The organism is Methylobacterium sp. 2A (genome assembly GCF_009806555.1).
Classification (GTDB): Bacteria; Pseudomonadota; Alphaproteobacteria; order Rhizobiales; family Beijerinckiaceae; genus Methylobacterium.
In genome coordinates this window covers 61,850-82,218 of the sequence record NZ_VUOK01000056.1, presented here as the reverse complement: position 1 = coordinate 82,218, position 20,369 = coordinate 61,850, and the positions used below count along the sequence as shown (strand labels likewise).

At 64.6% G+C, this 20,369-nt stretch carries 17 protein-coding genes and 2 pseudogenes; 13 read left to right on the top strand and 6 right to left on the bottom strand.

Annotated elements, in window-relative coordinates; all coding sequences use genetic code 11:
* Nucleotides 1–98: 98 nt before the first annotated feature.
* The gene (locus tag FVE89_RS24780; RefSeq protein WP_202131054.1) at nucleotides 99–443 is read left to right on the top strand and encodes a PbsX family transcriptional regulator; all 345 of its coding nucleotides are present in this window, start codon (nucleotides 99–101) and stop codon (nucleotides 441–443) included.
* Nucleotides 443–976: a type II toxin-antitoxin system PemK/MazF family toxin gene (locus FVE89_RS24775; RefSeq protein WP_161392820.1), complete on the top strand. Its 534-nt coding sequence runs from the start codon at nucleotides 443–445 to the stop codon at nucleotides 974–976. Before FVE89_RS24780 ends, FVE89_RS24775 begins: the two co-directional genes overlap by 1 nt.
* Before the next feature lie 441 nt (nucleotides 977–1,417).
* Here FVE89_RS24775 and FVE89_RS24770 read toward each other — a convergent pair whose 3' ends face one another.
* Nucleotides 1,418–1,885, bottom strand: a complete 468-nt coding sequence (locus tag FVE89_RS24770; RefSeq protein WP_161392819.1) for a hypothetical protein — start codon at nucleotides 1,883–1,885, stop codon at nucleotides 1,418–1,420.
* Nucleotides 1,886–2,364: 479 nt separating this feature from the next.
* On the opposite strand from FVE89_RS24770, the gene FVE89_RS24765 reads away from it, so the two are divergent.
* Nucleotides 2,365–2,862: a MucR family transcriptional regulator gene (locus FVE89_RS24765; protein ID WP_161392837.1), complete on the top strand. Its 498-nt coding sequence runs from the start codon at nucleotides 2,365–2,367 to the stop codon at nucleotides 2,860–2,862.
* Nucleotides 2,863–3,001: 139 nt separating this feature from the next.
* On the opposite strand, the gene FVE89_RS24760 is transcribed toward FVE89_RS24765, so the two are convergent.
* Nucleotides 3,002–3,430, bottom strand: a complete 429-nt coding sequence (locus tag FVE89_RS24760; protein ID WP_161392818.1) for a hypothetical protein — start codon at nucleotides 3,428–3,430, stop codon at nucleotides 3,002–3,004.
* A gap of 209 nt (nucleotides 3,431–3,639) precedes the next feature.
* Here FVE89_RS24760 and FVE89_RS30675 point away from each other — a divergent pair, with 209 nt between their 5' ends.
* Together FVE89_RS30675 and FVE89_RS24750 are read left to right on the top strand one after the other, a co-directional pair.
* Nucleotides 3,640–3,849 (top strand): type II toxin-antitoxin system MqsR family toxin, encoded by a 210-nt coding sequence (locus FVE89_RS30675; RefSeq protein WP_281409013.1) that lies wholly within the window; start codon nucleotides 3,640–3,642, stop codon nucleotides 3,847–3,849.
* Entirely contained in the window at nucleotides 3,842–4,279 is a 438-nt protein-coding gene (locus FVE89_RS24750; protein WP_161392817.1) for a type II toxin-antitoxin system MqsA family antitoxin, read from the top strand. The genes FVE89_RS30675 and FVE89_RS24750 overlap by 8 nt, the downstream gene beginning before the upstream one ends.
* A gap of 302 nt (nucleotides 4,280–4,581) precedes the next feature.
* Here the strand turns inward: FVE89_RS24750 and FVE89_RS24745 are convergent, their stop codons facing one another.
* Nucleotides 4,582–5,184 (bottom strand): recombinase family protein, encoded by a 603-nt coding sequence (locus tag FVE89_RS24745; RefSeq protein ID WP_161392816.1) that lies wholly within the window; start codon nucleotides 5,182–5,184, stop codon nucleotides 4,582–4,584.
* A 152-nt stretch (nucleotides 5,185–5,336) separates the two neighbouring features.
* On the opposite strand from FVE89_RS24745, the gene FVE89_RS24740 reads away from it, so the two are divergent.
* The 4 genes from FVE89_RS24740 to FVE89_RS24725 all read left to right on the top strand — a co-directional run bounded on the left by FVE89_RS24740 (nucleotide 5,337) and on the right by FVE89_RS24725 (nucleotide 9,982).
* Complete coding sequence (locus FVE89_RS24740; RefSeq protein ID WP_161392815.1) at nucleotides 5,337–6,806, top strand: Mu transposase C-terminal domain-containing protein; 1,470 nt, start codon at nucleotides 5,337–5,339, stop codon at nucleotides 6,804–6,806.
* Nucleotides 6,803–7,615, top strand: coding sequence for an AAA family ATPase (locus FVE89_RS24735; RefSeq protein WP_053621440.1), 813 nt, complete (start codon nucleotides 6,803–6,805; stop codon nucleotides 7,613–7,615). The genes FVE89_RS24740 and FVE89_RS24735 overlap by 4 nt, the downstream gene beginning before the upstream one ends.
* 208 nt (nucleotides 7,616–7,823) lie before the next feature.
* On the top strand, nucleotides 7,824–8,141 hold the full coding sequence (locus FVE89_RS24730) for a hypothetical protein (RefSeq protein WP_161392814.1): 318 nt from the start codon (nucleotides 7,824–7,826) through the stop codon (nucleotides 8,139–8,141).
* 188 nt (nucleotides 8,142–8,329) lie between these two features.
* Nucleotides 8,330–9,982, top strand: coding sequence for an ISL3 family transposase (locus tag FVE89_RS24725; RefSeq protein ID WP_161392813.1), 1,653 nt, complete (start codon nucleotides 8,330–8,332; stop codon nucleotides 9,980–9,982).
* Nucleotides 9,983–10,203: 221 nt separating this feature from the next.
* On the opposite strand, the pseudogene FVE89_RS31710 reads toward FVE89_RS24725, so the two are convergent.
* Nucleotides 10,204–10,299, bottom strand: a pseudogene (locus FVE89_RS31710) (DNA-binding response regulator); the annotation flags it as partial.
* 664 nt (nucleotides 10,300–10,963) lie between these two features.
* Here FVE89_RS31710 and FVE89_RS24715 point away from each other — a divergent pair.
* The 3 genes and pseudogenes from FVE89_RS24715 to FVE89_RS24705 all read left to right on the top strand — a co-directional run bounded on the left by FVE89_RS24715 (nucleotide 10,964) and on the right by FVE89_RS24705 (nucleotide 15,940).
* A complete protein-coding gene (locus tag FVE89_RS24715; RefSeq protein WP_161392812.1) occupies nucleotides 10,964–12,433 on the top strand; it encodes a DUF1800 family protein in 1,470 nt (489 codons plus the stop codon).
* A 5-nt stretch (nucleotides 12,434–12,438) separates the two neighbouring features.
* A pseudogene (locus FVE89_RS24710) lies at nucleotides 12,439–13,674 on the top strand (DUF1501 domain-containing protein).
* 412 nt (nucleotides 13,675–14,086) lie between these two features.
* The gene (locus FVE89_RS24705) at nucleotides 14,087–15,940 is read left to right on the top strand and encodes a KUP/HAK/KT family potassium transporter (RefSeq protein ID WP_161392836.1); all 1,854 of its coding nucleotides are present in this window, start codon (nucleotides 14,087–14,089) and stop codon (nucleotides 15,938–15,940) included.
* A 305-nt stretch (nucleotides 15,941–16,245) separates the two neighbouring features.
* Here FVE89_RS24705 and FVE89_RS24700 read toward each other — a convergent pair whose 3' ends face one another.
* Nucleotides 16,246–16,683: a hypothetical protein gene (locus tag FVE89_RS24700; protein WP_161392811.1), complete on the bottom strand. Its 438-nt coding sequence runs from the start codon at nucleotides 16,681–16,683 to the stop codon at nucleotides 16,246–16,248.
* 324 nt (nucleotides 16,684–17,007) lie between these two features.
* Between FVE89_RS24700 and FVE89_RS24695 the strand changes: the two genes are divergently transcribed.
* Nucleotides 17,008–19,143 carry a carbohydrate porin gene (locus tag FVE89_RS24695; RefSeq protein ID WP_161392810.1) on the top strand — a complete coding sequence of 712 codons (2,136 nt, stop codon included), beginning with the start codon at nucleotides 17,008–17,010 and terminating at the stop codon, nucleotides 19,141–19,143.
* Between the two features lie 39 nt (nucleotides 19,144–19,182).
* On the opposite strand, the gene FVE89_RS24690 is transcribed toward FVE89_RS24695, so the two are convergent.
* Nucleotides 19,183–19,404 (bottom strand): hypothetical protein, encoded by a 222-nt coding sequence (locus tag FVE89_RS24690; protein ID WP_161392809.1) that lies wholly within the window; start codon nucleotides 19,402–19,404, stop codon nucleotides 19,183–19,185.
* Nucleotides 19,405–20,369 lie beyond the last annotated feature (965 nt).

The window sequence follows — 20,369 nt, the reverse complement described above, 5'->3', positions numbered from 1 at the left end:
TTTAGATGCAGGCCATGCTCAGCCCTCGGGGTTGTGGCAGCGAAGCCTCTTGTAATGTCTCACTTCTGTTGCACATATTGCTGCCGAAGGAGCAAGCCATGCAAACTGCATCCGCCAGTGCCGCGGCCCGCCGGCGCCAGGTTTCTGGCGGTTCCGGCGTCAGGCGCAAGGGTGTGCTCCGCAAGCTTCGCCATCAGGGCGGCGCTACCGTTTTCTCAATCCCAACCCACTTCCTCGCGGAACTCGGGATCGAAGCCGGTGCCGAGGTCGAGGTGAGCTTGGTGGATGGCAAGCTCGTAGCCGAGCCGAAGGTACAGCCGGTCCTGCTTCGGCGGCGCTACACGCTCGCTGAGCTGCTAGAGGGAGCGGAGCACTTGCCCGAGCTCTATGCGGGCACCGAGGGCGCGCTCGATGGGCCTGCGCTCGGGCAGGAGATGGGCTGATGGCCTTGGGCCCCCGCGTTCCTCGACGTGGGGAGGTCTACTCGCTTGACCCCAATCCGACCCTCGGGAAGGAGATGCGTGACCGCCATTACTGGCTCGTCCTCACAGAGGAGGCCGTCAATCGGCATGGAATGGTCGTTGCCGTGGTGATCAACACGGTTGCCGAGGGTATGCGCAAGGCCGGCCTCGCCGTGCAGGTGAGTGCCGGGGCGGTGAACGGAGTCGCAGTGATCAACCAGGTGCGTAGCTTCGACTTTCGGGCGCGCGACCAGGAGGGCGGCGGTGTTACCTATGAGGGTACCGCCGACGCAGCAATCGTCGCCGATATCGCCGCGCGGGTGGCGAGTCTCATCGATCCCGAACCTCCGCCACCACCGCAGCCGAAAGGTCGCGGCAAAGCCAAGGGAGCTCCTGCAATCGAGGGCTCGCTAGGGGCGGTCCTCAAGGAGGCGTTTGCCTCTCAGGAGGGCGAAGCGAGCGCCAAGGAAGCATCGGCTGAGAAGAAAGGCCCACGATTTGGGCGCAAGAAGTAGCGCGCTATCGCCGCCAAGAAGAAATCCTGCTGGAGCAGGATCGTCATGGCAGCGCGTCATGAGAACAAGGGGCGGGCTGCAGGCTCGACCTTTTGGTTACGGAGGTTCTTCGTGAGCTGCCGCCTCATGCCTACGGTGACGGCGTCGAGCCCATGGCAGCCCGGGATTGAAGGCCGCGAGCGTCACGTTCGTAACTGCTCGCATTGCCGAGATGAGCACTCGCGGATTGGGGAGCGGCTGGGTCGCCATCTTTTGAAGCGTCAGATCCGCCCGTATGAACAGCCCTTTTCCACCGCCGTCGTCTGGCGCCTGGCAAACCGTGATCGGCATGGACACTGGCCCACGCACTCGTCATCGAGCGCCGCTGGGGTTAGTTCTGCAAACCGTACTGCGGATCGAAAACACGGTGGCGCGGTCGATCTGCGCATCCAGGGCTATTTATCATGTCTCCGTCCGGGCGAAGAGATCGAGCTGCTCCGCTGACCTGTGAGCGCGGGACTGTCGGGTGAGGGCTGAACGCACCGCTTTGGGTACCGGAAGAACCGGCAGACCGACGCCCGGCTTGCCGTAAAGCACGGCACCGACGATGTCACAGCCGTCGCCGCGGTGAAACACGTTGGCGGTGTGGGGGCCGGCGCGCAGGATCTCCTGCACCAGCGCCTGCTCTACGCCCATGCCGGACAATGCCGTGAGCAGGCAGGAGAGCCCGACCGCCTTGATGTCGAACGACTGAAACTCCGCGGTGCGCTGCCGCCAGACCTGGCGCACGGCTCCGACGCTGGTATCCGGAAACGGGTTGGGGGCCGGTTGTGTCGCCGCGTCTGCCACGAAGGCCGCGATGGCGTGCCGCTCGGCGATATGGGTGGACGCGAGCAGCGAGGCGGCGAGCTGGCGTCGGCTGATCGGCATATAGCTCTCCCGCCTGCAGACCGGACCTCAGGCATCCATCCCACCCGAAGCCGACCGGATACGGTGGAGCACAGAGCCTTCCTTACAGAGGGCACTTGGATGCGGGCAGGACACCGAGGTCACACCGCTCGGGAACGGGGCAGCCCTCGCCGCCAAGCTGTTGGTGAGCACCCGAAACGTCGCTGCAGAAAAAGCTTCGGTGGCTCTAAGCGACTTGACGAGGCCGGTGACGCCGGTCGTGCCGGTTGCGAGGAGCAGGCGGTCGACCGTAGCATCGGCCTTGCTCAGTTCCCCCGCCGGTCGTCTTTGCACACCCAGCAGACGCCTTGACAAACGCGGGTGCAGTCGGGTGCGATGATTGAGGTTCAGGCGCAACACAGTGCTTTTGTGGGGGGTGCGTATTGCGCTTTCGGTTGCGGTGACGGAATATCCCGCCGTCTTCAATCAATGGGTGCGACGTGGCCGAGAACGCAGTGACGATGAAGGCTGGGGCGATCGACCACACTGAGCAGACGGCGGAGCTCGTCTCCGCCTATGTGACGAACAACAGCGTCCCGATGTCGGAGCTGCCTGCGCTGATCGCCAGCACACACGCCGCGCTGACCGGCCTAGGCAGATCCGGTGCGCCTGCCACTCCGGAGGTCGAGAAACCCACGCCAGCCCAGATCCGGAAGTCGATCACGCACGAGGCGCTGATCAGCTTCGAGGATGGCAAGCCCTACAAGACGCTCAAGCGCCACCTCGCGAAGCTGGGTCTGACCCCTGAGGCGTATCGCGAGAAGTGGGGTCTGCCGCGCGACTATCCGACCACCGCGCCGAGCTACTCCGAGCAGCGCTCCGCGCTCGCCAGAAGCTCCGGCCTCGGTAGCCAGCGCAAGAAGGTGGCCACGACGACCGCCGAGCCTGCGCCGCCTGTCGCCGAGATGCCGAAGCGTGCCGGACGGTCGCGCAAGGCCAAGGATGCCGCAGAGGCGTAGCGGTCCGTGAGGATCCGGATCCCCGTGTCGGCGTTACTTCTCCTCTTGCCCATCGCGGCGGTTGAGCGCCCTCACGCTCCCGCTCGCGAGCGCGCCGGCTGCCGTGTTCGACCCGTTCACGCGCGGCCGGCGCGTCCCCTCAGGCGTAGGGGCCTCGGAACAGATCGCCGAGCGCCTTGCGCCGGAACAGGGTGAGCCAGCGACGCCGCCGGTGCTCGGGCCGGTCGTGGATGAGATGGCAACGCTGGCAGAAGGCCGCGAGGTTGGCTCCCGCGTTGTTGCCGGTGTCGTGGTCGCGATGGGCGGTCGCCAGCACGACCCTGGTCCGGCGCACGCGCGCGAGCACGTCGACCTTGCCCGTGGCCACGCGCACGATCCTGCCGCGCCCATCGCGCCAAGCGCCGGCCTCGACATCCCACCAGCGGCCGTCGCCGAGGTGGTACACGGTCTGCCCGTGCGGGCGCTTACACGCCTCGCAGCGGCCGCCGGCGCGCCGGAAGCGGATCATGGCCGAGAGCTGCGGCCAGTCGATCGGGTAGAAGAAGCGGTGCTCGGGCCGGATCGGCATGCACCGACCCTGCCACAGCTTGGCTTTAAGAGCAGCCAGACTGTTCGGACCGAAGACGGTCAAAGCTGGGTTTGAAACGACACCATTATGGTGTATGAACAGTCATGTCAGAGAAGCGCAAGCCGGCTTACGACTTGGAGCGCGTCCGGGCCTGGGCGGTGTCACCTGCCTTCCAAGTCGCCGGTTCGGCGCTGTGAACGGCAGCAGAGCTGGGGCTGAGTTCATCAGAGATGGCAGCCATCATCGGTAGCATGAAGAGAAAGCATTTCTACAAGTCTGTAACATCCATCCACAATCATCGTGAATGGCAGGATGTGTACCACATCCCATCAGAATTAGGTGTGCTGTTCGTCAAGTTCCGTTCCGATGTCGTGACTGAGTTCGTGTTGCTGTCGTTCAAGGATAAAGGGAATGGTTGAGGCACCTTTTTGCCACGTCACCGGGAGGGCGATGGTTCGCGCAACTCGTTCCTTCACGATTACGTACAAAGGACGCCGGCGCACGTTCCCGATGCCCGGCTGGTATTGTGACGCCAGCGGTGAAAGCATCCATACGCGCGCCGACATGAGGGTCTCGGATCGCGAGCTGAGTCGGCTCAAGGCCGAAGTCGAGAACCTCGCCGGCCCGGACGAGGTCGTGCGCCTGCGCAAGCGACTCGGCCTGACACAGGCGAGAGCCGGGTACATCTTCGGCGGGGGGCCGCGCGCCTTCCAAAAGTATGAGAGTGGCGAGGTTCTCGCGAGCCGACCGATGACGAACCTGCTCCGCGTCGTCGCCCGGCACCCGGAGGAACTCGCGCGGATTGCTGCAGAGGTCGACGTGGAGAGAGGAGGCGGATCGCAAGCCTGAGCTGTATGTCAGCGCCGTGAGGACCTGATTGGCCTGAAGATAGCGAAGTCACGCCTTCGTGTTGCTTCACACGCGGGCTAATTGCCCATCTGCCGTCCGTCCGCATGTCGTCAGCGGATCACTTAATCAGCTCTGCGTGCCGCTTTTAAATTCATCTTGGTAAACCGAATTACCCAACGTGAAAGTCCTCGAGGCGCGTGCAACCTTGCGGAAGTAGATAAAGATATCGCACAGTCCCAGTTACGCTGTAGACTTCGCTTGGCTGCACGGATCGATCACCGTGCTCCATGAACAGCCACGATCTACAGAGTTGCGGAAACCTCATGGCTGCGCATCGTCTGCTGCACGCGCCGGATCGTGGTCCGGCCGACCTTGAGCTCACGCGCCACAGCCGAGGCGCTCCGGCCGTCGCGCAGGAGCCGCTCGGCTTCCCGCCGCCGCTCCGGCGTCAGGCTCGCCGGCCTTCCGATCGCCTTACCCTCGGCCCGCGCCCGGGCGAGCCCGGCCTGGGTGCGCTCGATCAAGAGGTCGCGCTCGAACTCGGCGACTGCGTTGATCACACCCATGGTCAGCTTGCCGGTCGAACTGGTCAGGTCGACGCCGCCGAGCGCGAGGCAGTGCACGCGCACACCCAGCGCATCGAGGCGCCTGATCGTGCCGCCGACATCCATGGCGTTGCGGCCGAGCCGGTCGAGCTTGGTCACCACCAGGACGTCGCCGCGCTCGAGCCGGTCGAGCAGGCGCACGAACCCCTTGCGCTGGTCGGTGGCGACGCTGCCCGACACCGTCTCGGTGATCACCCGCTGCGGCTCGACCTGGAAGCCGGCGGCGGCGATCTCCTGGCGCTGGTTGTCGGTGGTTTGTCCGAGGGTGGACACGCGCAGGTAGGCGAAGGTGCGAGCCATGATCCGAAATCCGGCCGAAAACGATGGCCGAAACTAGACGATGGCCGAAATCCCCGCAAGGCTATGTTCCGGCCATAGGTGATCGACTCTGGCCGAAACCGGTCGGTTCCGGACAGGCCTCGTCCTGTGACGTGCGGGTCAGGGACGGCCTCATGCGGAGCGACACAGCCGCAGCATCCCTCGTGGAACTGACCGAGCCTCAACGCCAGCGCGCCATGGCCCGCTTTGCCGTGCTCCGGCCGACCCTGGAGGAGGGCGTGCCTCTGACCCGGGCCGCCGCGGACGCCGACGTGCCGCTGCGAACGGCCCGGCGCTGGCTGACACGATTTCGACGCGACGGACTGGCGGGCCTGGCCCGTGCCGTCCGTTGCGATGTCGGCCGTTACCGCTTGCCCGCCGACCTGGTCAGCCTGATCGAGGGGATGGGCCTGAGAAAACCGCGATCCTCGGCCGCCGCCATCCATCGCAGGATTACGGCCGTCGCCGAGGCGAAGGGGTGGCCCCCGCCTTCCTACGGTACGACCTGGGCCATCCTCTCCCGCCTCGACCCGGCCATGGTCACCCTGGCCCTGGACGGACCGACCGTCTTTCGGGACCGCTACGAGCTGATCTGCCGACATCGGGCGAGCATGCCCAACGCGCTCTGGCAGGCCGATCACACCCTGCTCGACATCATGGCTCTCGACGAAGACGGCAGGCCGGTCCGGCCCTGGCTCACGACGGTGATCGACGACCACTCACGGGCAATCGCGGGCACCATGCTGTTCCTGGGCGCGCCCTCAGCGCTCAACACCAGCCTCGCACTCCGTCACGCGATCTGGCGCAAGGCCGATGCGGCCTGGCCGGTCTGCGGCATCCCGGACGTGCTCTATGTCGACCACGGAAGCGACTTCACGAGCCGCCATCTCGATCAGGTGGCTGCGAGCCTGCACATGCAAATCGTTCATTCCGGCGTCGCGCGACCGCAGGGCCGGGGTAAGATCGAGCGCCTGTTCGGAACCATCAACACCGAACTCCTCCCCGAGCTGCCCGGCCACCTCGTCGCGGGCGGGCCGGTCAGCCCACCAGCCCTGTCACTGGCGGATCTGGATCGCGCAATCGGCGCCTTCATCCGCGACGCCTATCATCGGCGCACGCACGGCGAGATCGGGCAAGCGCCCCTCGACGCATGGCGGGCGAACGGTTTCCTGCCCCGCCTGCCCGAGAGCCTGGAGGCGCTCGACCTCCTGCTGGTGATGGTCGCCAAGCCACGCTGCGTGCGTCGGGACGGCATTCACTTCCAGGGCCTGCGGTACGTCGCATCGACCTTGGCAGCCTATGTCGGCGAGACCGTCACGATCCGCTACGACCCACGCGATGTGTCGGAGATCCGGGTGTTCCACCGTGAGCGCTTCCTCTGCTGGGCGGTGAACGAGGAGCACGCTGGAGAAGCTCTCAGCCTCAAGGACATCGAGGCGGCGCGCCGTCTGCACCGCCGCAGCCTTCGCGCTGCGATCAACGAGCGCGTGGCGCGCGTCGCGGACTTCCTGCCCGATCCCGTCCGTCTCAACCGTCAGATCGCCCCGGCCCGCTCGCCGCCGCGGCTCAAGCTGCGCGTGTATCAGGCAGAGGACGAGGGATGACCGCCAGATCGGGCGCCTTCATCGCCACCAAGGAGCATCGCCGCTTCATCGAGTTCGCCGATGCGGTGCGCAAGCACCGCTACATCGGCCTCTGCTACGGGGCGGCCGGGGTCGGCAAGACACTCTCGGCACGTCGCTATGCGCGCTGGGAGGTGGCCGAGCCCTTCCTCGACACCTGGGGACCGCGACAGCCGTCGGACGCCAAGATCTATGGCGTGCTCGCCCAGAGCTGTAGCGTCTTCTACACTCCGGCGGTCGCCTGCTCGTTGCGGGTGCTGCGCAACGAGGTGACCTTTCTCACCGTGCGGATGGATGCCTGTCTCGGCGAACACCATGCGAGCGGGGAAGGGAGGCCAACGGGCTTTGCGCGCGGGTTGACCGAGCTCCTGATCGTGGACGAAGCCGAGCGACTCTCGACCACGGGCCTGGAGCACCTGCGCGATGTCTTCGACCGGACGGGGATCGGCGTGATCCTGATCGGCATGCCAGGGATCGAGAAGCGCCTGTCGCGCTATCCTCAGCTCTACAGCCGTGTCGGGTTCGCCCACCATTACCGTCCCTTACAGGGCGACGAACTCACCTTCGTGCTGACGCGCCACTGGCGTCAACTCGGCCTTGCCTTGGACGACGCGGACTTCACCGATGTGCAGGCTGTGGCCTCGATCGCGCGGATTACGGGCGGCAACTTCCGGCTGCTTCAGCGCCTGTTCGTGCAGATCGCACGCATTCTCAAGATCAATGAGCTCAAGGTGATCACGGACGATGTTGTCGAGGCCGCGAGGAGCACCCTCGTCATCGGTGCCACATAGTGCTCCAAAAACACTGCCATTTATCGCTGAAGGTCACAGCTCGCGACCGGCCCCGCTGGACCGTCGGGAAAACGGTCGGATTGCCGACAACTAGTCGGCATGCCTTGAGCGCACGTTGAGGTGCCTCAGCCTCGCCGGGACGTCCAGGCAAGTGCGCGCCCCCGCCTGCGATGGGCGAGGACGAGCTTGTTGCGCCTAAAGGCTACTTATGGTGTTCGCCACTCTTGCCGTGCGCCTTGGTGGAGTGCTCGTGACCCTTGGTCGAGTGACCATGGGCTTCGGTCGAATGCTTGTGACCGGCGGCGTGGTCGCCCTTGCCGTGATGTTCGGCAGCAGCGCGATGCGACTTGGCTGCCTTCTCGTGATGCTCGGCGGCTTCCGTATGAGCTTGCTGGGGCATCGTCGTCTCCATTTGAAAAGCACTTACGTGCTGCTCTTCAATGGCTTCATTGGCGAATGGTTGCCCTGCTCGCAGCATGCTGGCCATTTGAACGGCAGAGTGCCGCCTAAATCCGCGCCAAAATGAGGATGCCGCCCCCTACCACTTGGGTGCCCGTGGTCCCCACTCAGTGCCGTCCCACACATTGGCTCAGCGTCAGCCATCCGCTGTGAAGTGATCCGCCCCCAATGAAGTGGCTCTCCGTCGGGTTTGGTGGAAAGTTATCGTGACGGTTGGCCCGTAGCGAAGGTCGTCGTCAGGACGCAGATCAGGGCATGACCCTGCTTTGCTTACTGCCCGGCTGTCGCTTCGTTCGTGTCGCACGGGACGGCCCCGGGGCCCTCACCGTTCTCGCCCAAGCTCGGCACGATCATGCCCGCTGCCCGACGTGTCGGACCCTCAGCACGTCGGTCCATAGCCGCTACCATCGACGGCCCACCGACCTGCCGGTCAGCGGCAATGCGGTCCGGCTGCAACTGGCGGTCCGGCGCTTCTACTGCCGCGACCCGGCCTGCCCCCGCCACACCTTCGCCGAGCGCTTCCCGCATCTGCTCGCCCGCCACGCCCAGCGCACCCGGCGGCTCGTCCAGGCCCAGGCTCGGACCGGTCTCGCGCTCGGCGGCCAGCCTGCCGCCCGGCTGCTCGCGCACTTGGCCATGCCGACCAGCGCTACGACCCTGTTGCGGACGATCCGGAGCATGCCGCTGCCGGCTGTCGACCGGCCGCAGGTCGTCGGCGTCGACGACTGGGCACGGCGCAAGGGTCGAACCTACGGGACCATCGTGGTCGACCTCGAACGTCGTCGTCCCATCGATCTCCTGCCCGACCGCTCCGCCGAGACCTGGGCCGCTTGGCTCCGCCGCGAGCCCCAGATCCAGCTCGTGGCGCGCGACCGCTCGACCGAGTACGCGCGCGGCACCACCCTGGGCGCGCCCGAGGCCGTGCAGATCGCCGACCGCTGGCACCTGCTGCTCAACACCCGCCAGATGATCGAGCGCTGGCTCGCCCGCGTCCACCCACGTCTGAAGCTGTTGCCTCCGGTCGGGACACTGATCCCTTCGACCCGGCGCACCAAAGCCTACCCCCGAGCCCCCGCCGAGGCGCTCGTCCGCGCAGCCGCGGTCGGGCGATGGGAGGTGCTTTACGACGTTGTTCGCCGCCGCCGCGCGGCCGGGCAGTCGCTCCGGCAGATCAACCGCGAGACCGGCTTGGCCCGCGCCACGGTGCGCAAGTTCGCCTTCGCCGAGCGCTTCCCGCGCCATGGCTGGCGCGGGCCAGGGCGCAGCATCCTCGATCCTCATCTCGACCACCTGCACGCCCGCCACCGTGAGGGCTGCGAGAACGCTATGCAGCTCTGGCGCGAGCTTCGCCGGCTCGGCTTTCCCGGCACAGCGAAGCAGGTCCGGCGCTGGTTGTCCGAGCGGCGTACGCGCCCGGCCAAGACCACGATCCGGCGCCTGCAGGTGCCGTCGGTTGTAGCGCCGACCGCGCCGACATCATCCCCGCCGCTCCCCTCACCGAAGCAGTTGTCGTGGCATCTCCTGCGCGAGCCAGAGGATCTCGATGCCGACGCCGCCGCTGCGGTCGCGCGTGTGCTGCAGGATGACGAGGCCGCCCGGGTCGTCGATCTCGGCCGCCAGTTCTGTCGGATCGTTCGCAGAGGCTGCGGCGGCGCGCAGGCCGAGCCTGGCATCATCCCCGCCTTCGATGCTTGGCTGGCCGACGCCCGGGTCTGCGGCGTGCGGGTGGTCGAGAGATTTGCCGTCAGCCTCGATCAGGACGGGGCTGCCGTTCGCGCCGGCCTTCGCCTGCCCTGGAGCAGCGGGCAGGACGAGGGACAGGTCAACCGCCTCAAGCTGCTCAAGCGCTCCATGTACGGCCGAGCCAAGCTTGACCTGCTACGTCGCCGCTTCCTCTTTGCAGCATGATCCACCAAACCCGACGGAGAGCCAATGAAGTGGTCCGCCCTGAGGTATGGCTTTCGGGCCAGGACGAGGACGGACAGATGGGAACGAAGCGGCACAAGCCGGAGGATGTTGTCGCCAAGCTGCGGCAGGTGGATGTGCTGGTCTCGCAGGGCCAGAGCGTCGGGGATCCGGCGGCAGATGGAAAGGCCATCTTCGCGCGGCAACATCCAGTAGAGCACCAACAAATCCGGCCGTCCCAAACGCTCGACAAGACGGTCGAGAGCTGCGCCACAGTCGGCCGTCTCCACGCAAAAACCTTCCCGCGTCAGAAAATCCATCAGGAGGACGCGGATCTCAGGATCGTCCTCGACGACGTAGATGCTTGGCTCGGACGGCATGACGGGAAGTATGCGGCGCGCGCAAACGGCGGCAATCGCCGAAGCCACCCTGCTACAAATTGATACGGAAGCCTCCGATGCTGTCACATCCACGAAAAGCAGGGCACGGATTTTTTCCGGGCACGAAATGGTTCGGGAACCGTCTGGATGTCCTTCGTATTCAGCCGGCCTGATCTTCTCGTTCCGCGACTGTTCTGATCTGTTCGTGTCGAGAGAAACATGATGTACATGCCCTCAAAGCTTGCAGCTACGGCAGCGTTGCTCATTACCGGCATCGCCCTGGTACCGGCAGCGGTAGCAGAGGCTGCTCCACTTGGACCGCTCTCCGCGGCGGTGCTGCAGGCTGACGCCCCGATCACGCTCGTGGCCCAGGGCTGCGGGCCCGGCTTCTTCCGAGGGCCTTACGGGGGCTGCCGCCCGTTCTATGGCCGGCGCCGGTTCTACGGCCCAGGGCCCTACTACGCGCGGCGTTGCTTCATTCGGCCGACGCCCTTTGTGCCGCGTCGCTTCTGCCGCTTCTAGGCGGCTATATTCGAGGACGCCCGCTACTCAACCCAGCCATCCGCGTTCCATTCATGCCTGAGCGGAGCAGAGAGACCGCAGCATGTCCGTCGAGCTTGGTCGCGCCGCTTTGGCCTTTGCACGCTTCGGCTTGGGGCCGCACCCAGGCGATCTCAGCCGGAATGAGGATGGCCTTGAACTCCTTCGCCACGAGCTCAAGGCTGGGACTGTCGCGACGCCCGTCGGAGCCGATCTCATCACGACACCTGCGATCTTGAGCCTGGTACAAGCGGAGTTCCAGTCTCGACGCCTCGCCCGTGGGACCAAACCAAACGGAGCCGTGAACGCTACTGGCAAACCCGACGAGATGGGTTCGCCGATGGTGGGCGACTCGCCATCCTCTCCTCGCTCGCCGACGCGGGGCGATACCGCCGCTGGGTTACCGAAAGACGCCGAGACAGTACGTCCGGTCGCCCAGCGCCTCTACCGAGCAGAAGTCTCCTCGCGTCTGGCCATCGCGCGCGAGGTATCCATCGGCTTCGTCGAGCGGCTGGTATGGTTCTGGGCCAACCACTTTACAGTCTCGGCGGCAAAGGGGCCACGCTTGCGAGCTACAACGGGTGCTTTCGAGCGCGAAGCAATCCGGCCTCACGTGCTCGGACGCTTCAGTGACATGCTGCTCGCGGCCGAACTTCACCCGGCCATGCTGATCTACCTCGACAACGTCGCTTCCGTTGGCCCGAACTCGCCAGCCGGGGCACGGAAGGGCAAGGGCCTCAACGAAAACCTCGGCCGTGAAATCCTTGAACTTCACACCCTCGGTGTCGGCAGCGGTTACACGCAGGACGATGTCACCAATCTCGCCCGGATCCTCACAGGCTGGACCATCGCGCGAGAAGCGAACGCGGCCGAACTCCCTGGCAGCACCGTCTACCACCCCGCGGCTCACGAGCCTGGTGCGCTGACCCTGCTCGGCAAGAGTTATCCCGATGCTGGTCCCGAACAGGTTCACATGGCCCTGCTGGATCTAGCTCGCCGTCCAGCTACGGCCGAGCACATCGCGACGAGGCTGGTCCGACACTTCGTGGCCGATGAGCCGCCTGAGACACTTGTGGCCAAGCTCGCACAGACCTTTCGTGAGACGGATGGCGATCTCGCTCGCGTCTCTTCGGCGCTGATTGAGGCGCCGGAGTCTTGGTCGCCAGAGGCGGTGAAGGTGCGTTCGCCGCAGGAGTTCCTGGTGGCGGCGATGCGGGCACTCGCCCTCGAGCCGGATCCGGTCAAGATGATGGGTGGTCTTGCAGTGCTAGGACAACCCTTCTGGGCTCCGCCTGGCCCGAACGGGTATTCTGATCGAGCGGTGGACTGGGCCTCGCCTGAGGGCATAAAGACCCGGCTCGATATCGCAGCTCGCTTCGGTCAAGCTGTCTCAGTCCAAGAGCCTGCAACCTTCCTTGAGAGTGTGCTCGGCGCATCTGTTTCACAGGAGACCCGCGCCGCCGTTCTTCGAGCTGAGAGCCGTCCGCAGGCCATGGCGCTCCTCCTGATGTCGCCAGAGTTCCAGAGACGGTGAGCCCAATGTCAGTGCTTTGTGAGAGCAATCCGTCGCGCCGCGCCGTGCTCGGCTCGACTGGGGCTCTGTTCGCGTGGAGCTTTGTTCCGCGAACAGCCTATGCTGCTCCCGGCAGCCGTGATGCCCGGTTCATGGTGGTCGTGCTGCGCGGGGCCCTCGACGGGCTCTCTGCGGTCGCACCGCTCGGAGACCCGGACTATGCGGCGCTTCGAGCCGGCATTGCTCTCACGCGCGAGGGACCGAACGCGGCTCTACCCCTCGACGGCTTCTTCGCTCTGCATCCGGCCATGCCGAACTTCGCGCGGCTCTACGCTGCCGGGCAGGCCAGCGTCATTCATGCGGCCGCCACGGGCTATCGCGAACGCTCGCATTTCGATGGCCAGGACGTGCTGGAAAGCGGGCAGCCCGGACCGGGCCAGACCCAGAGCGGCTGGCTCAATCGCCTCCTTCTAGCTCTACCGTAGGGTGCGCGCATCGCACCAGCTGGCGCTCTCGCAGTCGGCGCTACGGCGCCGCTCATCCTGCGTGGGGCCGCCCCCGTTCTGGGTTGGGCGCCACCGCTTATCCCACGCGCTAGCGATGATCTCGCGCGACGCTTGCTCAGCCTCTACGGGGAGCGCGATCCCATGCTCGGCGTCGCGCTGGCACAAGGGCTTGAAACCGAGCAGCTTGCAGGCGCTGCAACGATGGGCCTTGCGCGTTCGGCTGGGCCCGGCATGGCTGGTGCGGCCGGTATGCGACGGATCGCAGAGGGTGCTGCGCGGTTGATGGCGGCCGATGATGGGCCGCGGATCGCCGCCCTTGCGCTCGAAGGCTGGGACACGCACGCGAACGAGGGCGGTGCAACGGGCCGGCTTGCGGGTTTACTCGGAAGCCTCGATGGAGCGCTGGCGGGGGTCGAAGAGATCCTGAAGCCGCGCTGGGCCGATACCGCCATTCTGGTCATGACGGAGTTTGGTCGAACAGCCCAGGTCAACGGAACAGTCGGCACGGATCATGGCACTGGGACAGTGGCCTTCCTAGTGGGAGGGGCCATACGCGGTGGCCGTGTCATCACGGACTGGCCAGGCTTGTCTGCCAGGGCGCTTCACGAGGGACGGGACCTGAAGCCGACCACCGATGTCAGGGCTGTGGCGAAGGGTATTGCGACCGATCTGTTCGGCGTGTCGGCTCAGGTTCTGGCGCGTGATGTGTTCCCAGACACAAATACAGTGCCTCCGATTCGTGGTCTGATTGCGTGACTACAGTTTTACAATACGTGTATTTGATCTCCATCATTAACACTCGGCAGGCGGTCTAAATCTGGCAAATGTGCTGCATACAGCGAGTGGTTAAGGCCACCAAACCTTCGCGGCCATGCAAGGCACGACTAGCTCTCTCTTGTTCGGTATCCGATCGGATAAACGACATATCCGATGGTAGGACGGCGGTCTTGTCTGTCGTTCGTGGCAGCCGGAGAGCTGCGCGGGCATCGGGGACGTATCCACTGCCGATCACGTGGATCTATTTCGGCTCGCCAGGCGTCTGAGACCGAGAACGTCATCCAAGCATAGCGCCCGTCGCGCTCGGCTGGCTGATGGTGGAGATGAACCGGTGACCGTCGCAATCCAGGCAGGTGAAGCGCAGCTCCCGGCACGAACCGCCTCCGTCGCCCTGTCCCTCGGCGCGCTCGGCATCGTCTATGGCGATATCGGCACTAGTCCGCTCTACGCGCTCAAGGAGACCGTCAAGGTCGCAGCTGCAGGCGGAACCCTCCAGCACGACGCGGTGCTCGGCTCCGTCTCCCTCATCCTTTGGTCACTGTTCCTCATCGTCGCACTCAAGTACGCGATCTTGATCCTGCGCGCGGACAATCACGGCGAGGGCGGCATCGTGGCCATGCTCGCCCTGCTCGGTGCCCGGCACGCACCGCCGCGCTCGTGGCGCGCCATCCTGCTCGTCGTCGGGCTAATCGGCGCCGCGCTGCTGTACGGCGACGGCGCGATCACCCCGGCCATCTCGGTGCTCTCAGCCGTCGAGGGCCTGAAGGTCGATGCCCCCGGCGTGACGCCGTTCGTGGTGCCGGCCACCGTCGTCATCCTGATCGGCCTGTTCTCGGTCCAGCGCAAAGGCACCGGCTTCATCGGGCGTCTGTTCGGGCCGGTCATGCTGCTGTGGTTTGCCACCATCGCGGCTATCGGCGCGGCCGGCATCCGCCAGAACCCGGAGATCCTGGCGGCCCTGAACCCGTTCCACGCCGTCCATTACCTCATCACCGCGCATCTGCCGGTCAGCTTCGCCATGCTGGGCGCGGCCTTCCTGGCGGTCACCGGCGGCGAGGCGATGTACGCCGATCTCGGCCATTTCGGGCGTGCACCGATCCGGCTCGCGTGGTTCGCGGTGGTGCTGCCGGCCCTGGTGCTAAACTACCTCGGCCAGGGCGCGCTGCTGCTCTCGAACCCGGCCGCGGTCGACAACCCGTTCTTCCAGCTCGCGCCGAGCTGGATCCACTACCCGCTCGTGGCGTTCGCCACGCTGGCCACCGTCATCGCCTCTCAGGCCATCATCTCAGGCGCGTTCTCGTTGACCGAGCAGGCGATCAAGCTCGGCTTCTTCCCGCGCATGCGCATCGTCCATACCTCGTCGCACGAGGCCGGGCAGATCTACGTGCCCATCGTGAACTGGCTCCTGGCCATCGCGACGCTGGGCGCGGTGCTGGCCTTCGGCTCCTCGGACGCGCTGGCGGGCGCCTACGGCATCGCAGTGTCGCTGCTGATGGTGATCACGACCGTGCTGGCGGCGCTGATCGCGCTGCATTGGGGCTTCAACCTCGGCCTCGTGCTCGCGGTCAACGGCGCATTCCTCGTCATCGACCTGACCTTCTTCAGCGCCAACACGCTGAAACTGTTCGAGGGTGGCTGGTTTCCGTTGCTGCTGGCGGCGGGCGTGGCCTTCCTCATGCTGACCTGGCGGCGCGGCACACAGCTTGTGGAAGCGGCTCGGGTGCAGCTGCGCATGCCCGAGGACGAGTTCCTGCGCCAGGTTGAGGCCAAGCATCTGCCGCGCATCCCGGGCACGGGTGCGTTCCTGACCTGGGCGGATGAGGGCATGCCGCTGCCGCTGATGAACTTCGTACGTCACCTGCACGTACTGCACGAGCGCGTGCTGCTGGTGACCATCCAAGGCCTGGACGTGCCGCACGCAACGGAGGCCGAGCAGATCGCGGTGGTGCCGGTCGCCCAGGATGTCACGCGGGTCATCCTGCGCTTTGGCTTCATGGACAACGTGCATATCCCGCGCGCCTTGCGGCAGGCCGTCGAGCGCGGTCAGCTGCCGGATGTGGATGTCGAGGCCCTGGCCTACTTCATCAGCCACGAGACGGTGGTCGCCTCGGAGAAGCATCCCGGCATGGCGAGCTGGCGCGAGGAGATCTTCGCGCTGATGCAGCGCAACGCCGAGGAGACGGCGAGCTACTTCTGCGTGCCGGCCCCGCAGGTGATGGAGGTTGGCACCGAGGTCGAGGTGTGAGGGGAGGCTCTCATGGGATCGATCGTATGCCCTGTGTGCGGCCTGGCTGACTTCGAGGTCGGGCCGCATGCGGACGATGGGCTTGCGGCGGCTGCAATCTGGACGGACGCGTTCGTGCGATGCTGCCAGCACGTTCAGGAACGCAGGCACCGCGCTGATCTCAAGTCCCACACCTGTCCGCATTGGGCACGCGCGGTGCAAGATGCCGCTGAGCAGGTCAGTCGGGAGGCATCTGTTTGATCCTGTTCAGGAGGGTATGCCGCAGAAGACCGACGAGTGGGCTCCGTTGCTCCAGTCAGCACCGATCAACGTGCTGTGGCGTTGTCCTTCATGAAGTTTTCGATCGTCGACCTCACTGGTCCGGCGCACCACGACAGGGTTCTGCTCCGCTCCACTGCAGGATCCGAGGCATTCAAGACGCCGACTTCCTGCAAGGCGATGGCGCGAGCAGCGTCTGCTGCTCGGCGCAAGACCGAGAGCAGCTGGCCTTCGCTTAAGCCCTTGCTGACTTGGTCCTTGACCCGCTGCGCCTCCGCACGAACGGCTTCCGGTGAATTTCCCCACGTATGCGAGGACGAGGGATCGGTGGCCTCGCAGACGTTCGTCAGCATGAGGGCCAAGTCGGCGGAAGTCAGCCGCGTTACGCGCAGACCGTCATCGTCGGCGTGAGCGGACGGCGTCAGACCCAGCGCGACCGCAAGACCGAGCATCCGCACGCTCGCAGCTGAGGAGGTCAATGTCATCGCGGAAACTCGCTGTGGCGCAGTCGGCAGGGTACCGGTCGAATAGCGTGGCATGGGCGAACACGGGCGCCGAAGCCGACGCCTCACTGCGGTGTTCCAGACGTCCGAATGATGTAACTGCGCAACCCGCTCAGTGAGGTGGTACTCAGGAGCCTGTGACTTCCCTGCAGCGGAACGGTAGATTCCTCAGCATAGAGATTGCCAACCCGCAAAGGCCAAGCTAGCTCGCGAGAGCAAGGTATTTATCGCCTCGAATGAACATGTTTGCGGGAGCGATCGGCCGCGACTGGAAGATCATGAGCGCCGAAATCTGGAGGCGCATATATGCCGGCTAAGCATCGCCAGCTCGTGCTCAGATTGGCGGCTTCTGGCACAAGCCTGTTGGCCTATGCTGTCCTCCAGGCGCACGGGGCAGACCTCGTCCCGGAACGCGTAGGACGGGCCGAGCAAGTCGATTTCGCGGATTGGTCCGGTGCGTCTATCGGCCTTCAGGGAAGCGCGGGTAGCTCCTTCGGCAACTTCGGTTTCGGCGCCGGCGAAATTGGTCGTCGATCGGTGCCGAATTTCCGTTCTGGAGATGCCACAGGCCGTAACGATCCGGGCCGTAACGCGACGACGGCGCTCGGCGGCGTTTTCGGCGGTTATTCCTGGCAGACTGGTCCCTACGTATACGGCTTCGAGGCCGATATCTCTGGTTCCAACCTGAAGCGGCCGGTCTCCTCGACCGCTCAGGGCTTCGGGTTCGAGAACGCCGACAGCACCTTCAGCTTGATCCGTGCCCAGACCAATCTGTTTGGCACCGCTCGTGCCAGGCTCGGCTATGCCTTCGAGCGATATCTCGTCTACGCGACTTTCGGCCTTGCGGGCGCTCAAACGCGCTTCCTGGCCACCTTTCCCGACCCTTCCACGGGACTGGCAAGCAGCGCGAGGGCGGACCGATCCTTTGTCGGCTTCACCCTCGGAGCGGGCGTTCAGTACGCCATTACGCCCAATCTCGCCCTCGGGCTGGAATACCGCTACCTGGACCTCGGCTCCACTCGGCTGGCTTTGGGTAGCGTGCCAGGTGAGACCGGCGGCCCGTTCTCAACCCGGGCCTCGTTCACCTCCAATCAAGCCATGGCACGGCTGTCATGGTTTCCTGCGGGTCTGACGCTTCCTCCGGATGTGGTAGAGGTTGCGCCGCACGATCCGGACAACGGCGACACGGGCCGTTTCTCATTACACGGGCAGACCACCTTCGTTGATCAAGGGGTCACCGGCTTCCACTCGCCCTATCTCGGACCGCAAAGCCTCGTGCCTCATCAGGCCCGGGGCACTTTGACGGCGACGGCCTTTCTCGGCTTCAGGCTCACCGACAGCACCGAGCTCTACTACAATCCTGAATTCGACCAGGGCTTCGGCCTGAGCCGCACGACGGGTGTAGCAGGCTTCGTCAACGGCGAGGCGCAGAAGGCCGGCTCGTCGAACCCGAAGTTGCGCTCTCAGCGCTACTATGTACGCCAGACCTTCGGGCTCGGTGGTGAGACGGAGACCGTTCCGGACGGCCCGAACCAGGTTGCTACGACCCGCGACATCGAGCGGATCACCGTGATCGCCGGCAAATTTGCCATGGGCGACTTCTTCGACGGCAACATCTACGCGCACGACCCGCGGGTCGACTTCATGAACTGGGCCCTTTGGGAGTCTGGCGGGTACGACTTCCCTGCAAATCTGCCCGGCTTCACGCAGGGCGTCATCGCCGAGTACAACCGCAAGGAGTTCGCGATCCGAGCCGCTTACACGCAGGTGCCGAAGCTACCCAGCACGGACCCCCTCGACCCGCGTATTACGCGACGCGGTGGCGCAACGCTGGAGTTTGAAGAGCGGCACGTTCTGCCGTTGCTGGATCAACCCGGCAAACTGCGGATCGGCCTATACTCGAACGAAGGTCGGACTGCCAGCTTTAGGCAGGTCCTCACGCTGACAGCGTTCGATCCAGTCGCGTTCTCGGACATCAACACCACGACTGCCTTGACCCGCAAGGACCGCAACAAGAGCGGCGCTTACGTCAACCTTGAACAGGCGCTCACGCCCGAACTCGGCTTGTTTGCGCGGGCAAGCACGTCGGACGGGCGCAACGAGAACTTATCTTTTACCGACATTGATCGCAGCGTTTCAGGCGGCCTCTCGTTGAAGGGTGTGGCTTGGGACCGTCCGAACGACACCGTTGGTATCGGCACCTTCGTCAACGGCCTGTCCCATGCACATCGCGAGTTTTTTGCTGCGGGTGGGCAGGGGCTCGTGATCGGGGATGGGCAGCTTCACTACGGTCTCGAGCGTGGCGTTGAGGCGTATTACTCTTTGAACGTGACCAAGGCGGTAGCAGTCTCATTCGATTACCAGCTTATCGCCAACCCCGGCTATAACAAAGATCGCGGCCCGGCTAATTTCTTCGGAACGCGTATTCATGCTGATTTCTGAGCGCAGAATATAAATATCCTGACGTAAATTTACTTATTGTCAGTGGACAGCCATGGGGAAACGTCTCACAATTTCATTGCAGAAGGTTTCCTTGCCCTGCATTGAAGCACGTTGCTCGAACTCTTTCGCGCCCAACACCATCAGCGGTGCTGCGATTTTAGAGCCAAGCTGTTCATAGCATTTCCTCGCTTCTTCGACGATTGCAGGATTGTACTGGCTCAGAGAGCATCGATTTTCCGCCCAGCGCAACATGCCGTGCATTCGCAGCAATCCCTCGCAATCCGAAGTCTGAGCCGGCATTAATGAGCAGAACGATCGCGACAGCGGTTCCCTTTTGGGCCAGGCTCCCCCACAAGAGCGAGTCACAGCAACATGAGGACCGACGAGTACAACACTGGTTGGCGAGTACTCATCGGGGCGCCGATGCAGTGTATCGTGTGGCCCCGCATGTGCGGAGAGGATCCAGTTTGCCAAGATCAGGGAAAGCGTTAAAGATCGTACCAATTGATTGCCGCACAAGATAGATTAGATAACTATAGATTGGCGCTTCGATTTCTGTCGATTAAAATTTGCGTCATCAAAGGTCATGGCCGACCTTTATATCCCGATTGTGTGTCGCCATGGTTGATACATCATGCAGCGGCTGGATTTCGAATATCTAAGGAGCAACGGGCTCGCCGCCGGCGTCATGGCCCGTCGGATAATGACCCGTCTCGGCGCTGAGAGCCCGGTCGGATAGAGTTTTCTTCAATTTGTTGAGCAGGCCATTGGCGTCAAGGGCACTTTTGGAATAGGCGCTGGTCAGCAACTGGCCTTGGGGCGTGTCAAGGAGGCGGGACGGCTCGCGTCGTGCCAGCGGAAGCGTCCTTCGGTTCCAAAGTTGCCGCCCGCACACAGGCTTCCTGACAAGCCCACCCGCCCACAGGGCCCTACCACAAAGCTCAAGAATGTAAGCGTTGACTTGGCTGGATAGGGGTGTATCCAACCGCCGTGCACCCGAGCCGGCCTTCGACACGGCTGCATACCTCAGGAACGATCCGTCCCATGCCAAGCGACAGTCATAGTCGATTGACCGCGCCGTTCGCGCCGGCCACCTCTCGCACGGACGCCTGACAGGGCGCGCCTCCGAGACCCGGCCGCACGGACGGCCGGTCTTCAGAGAGGTGAGCCATGAATATCCTTTTCGCACAGCGTACTTGGGTCCGGTCCGTGCCTGCCAAGGACGG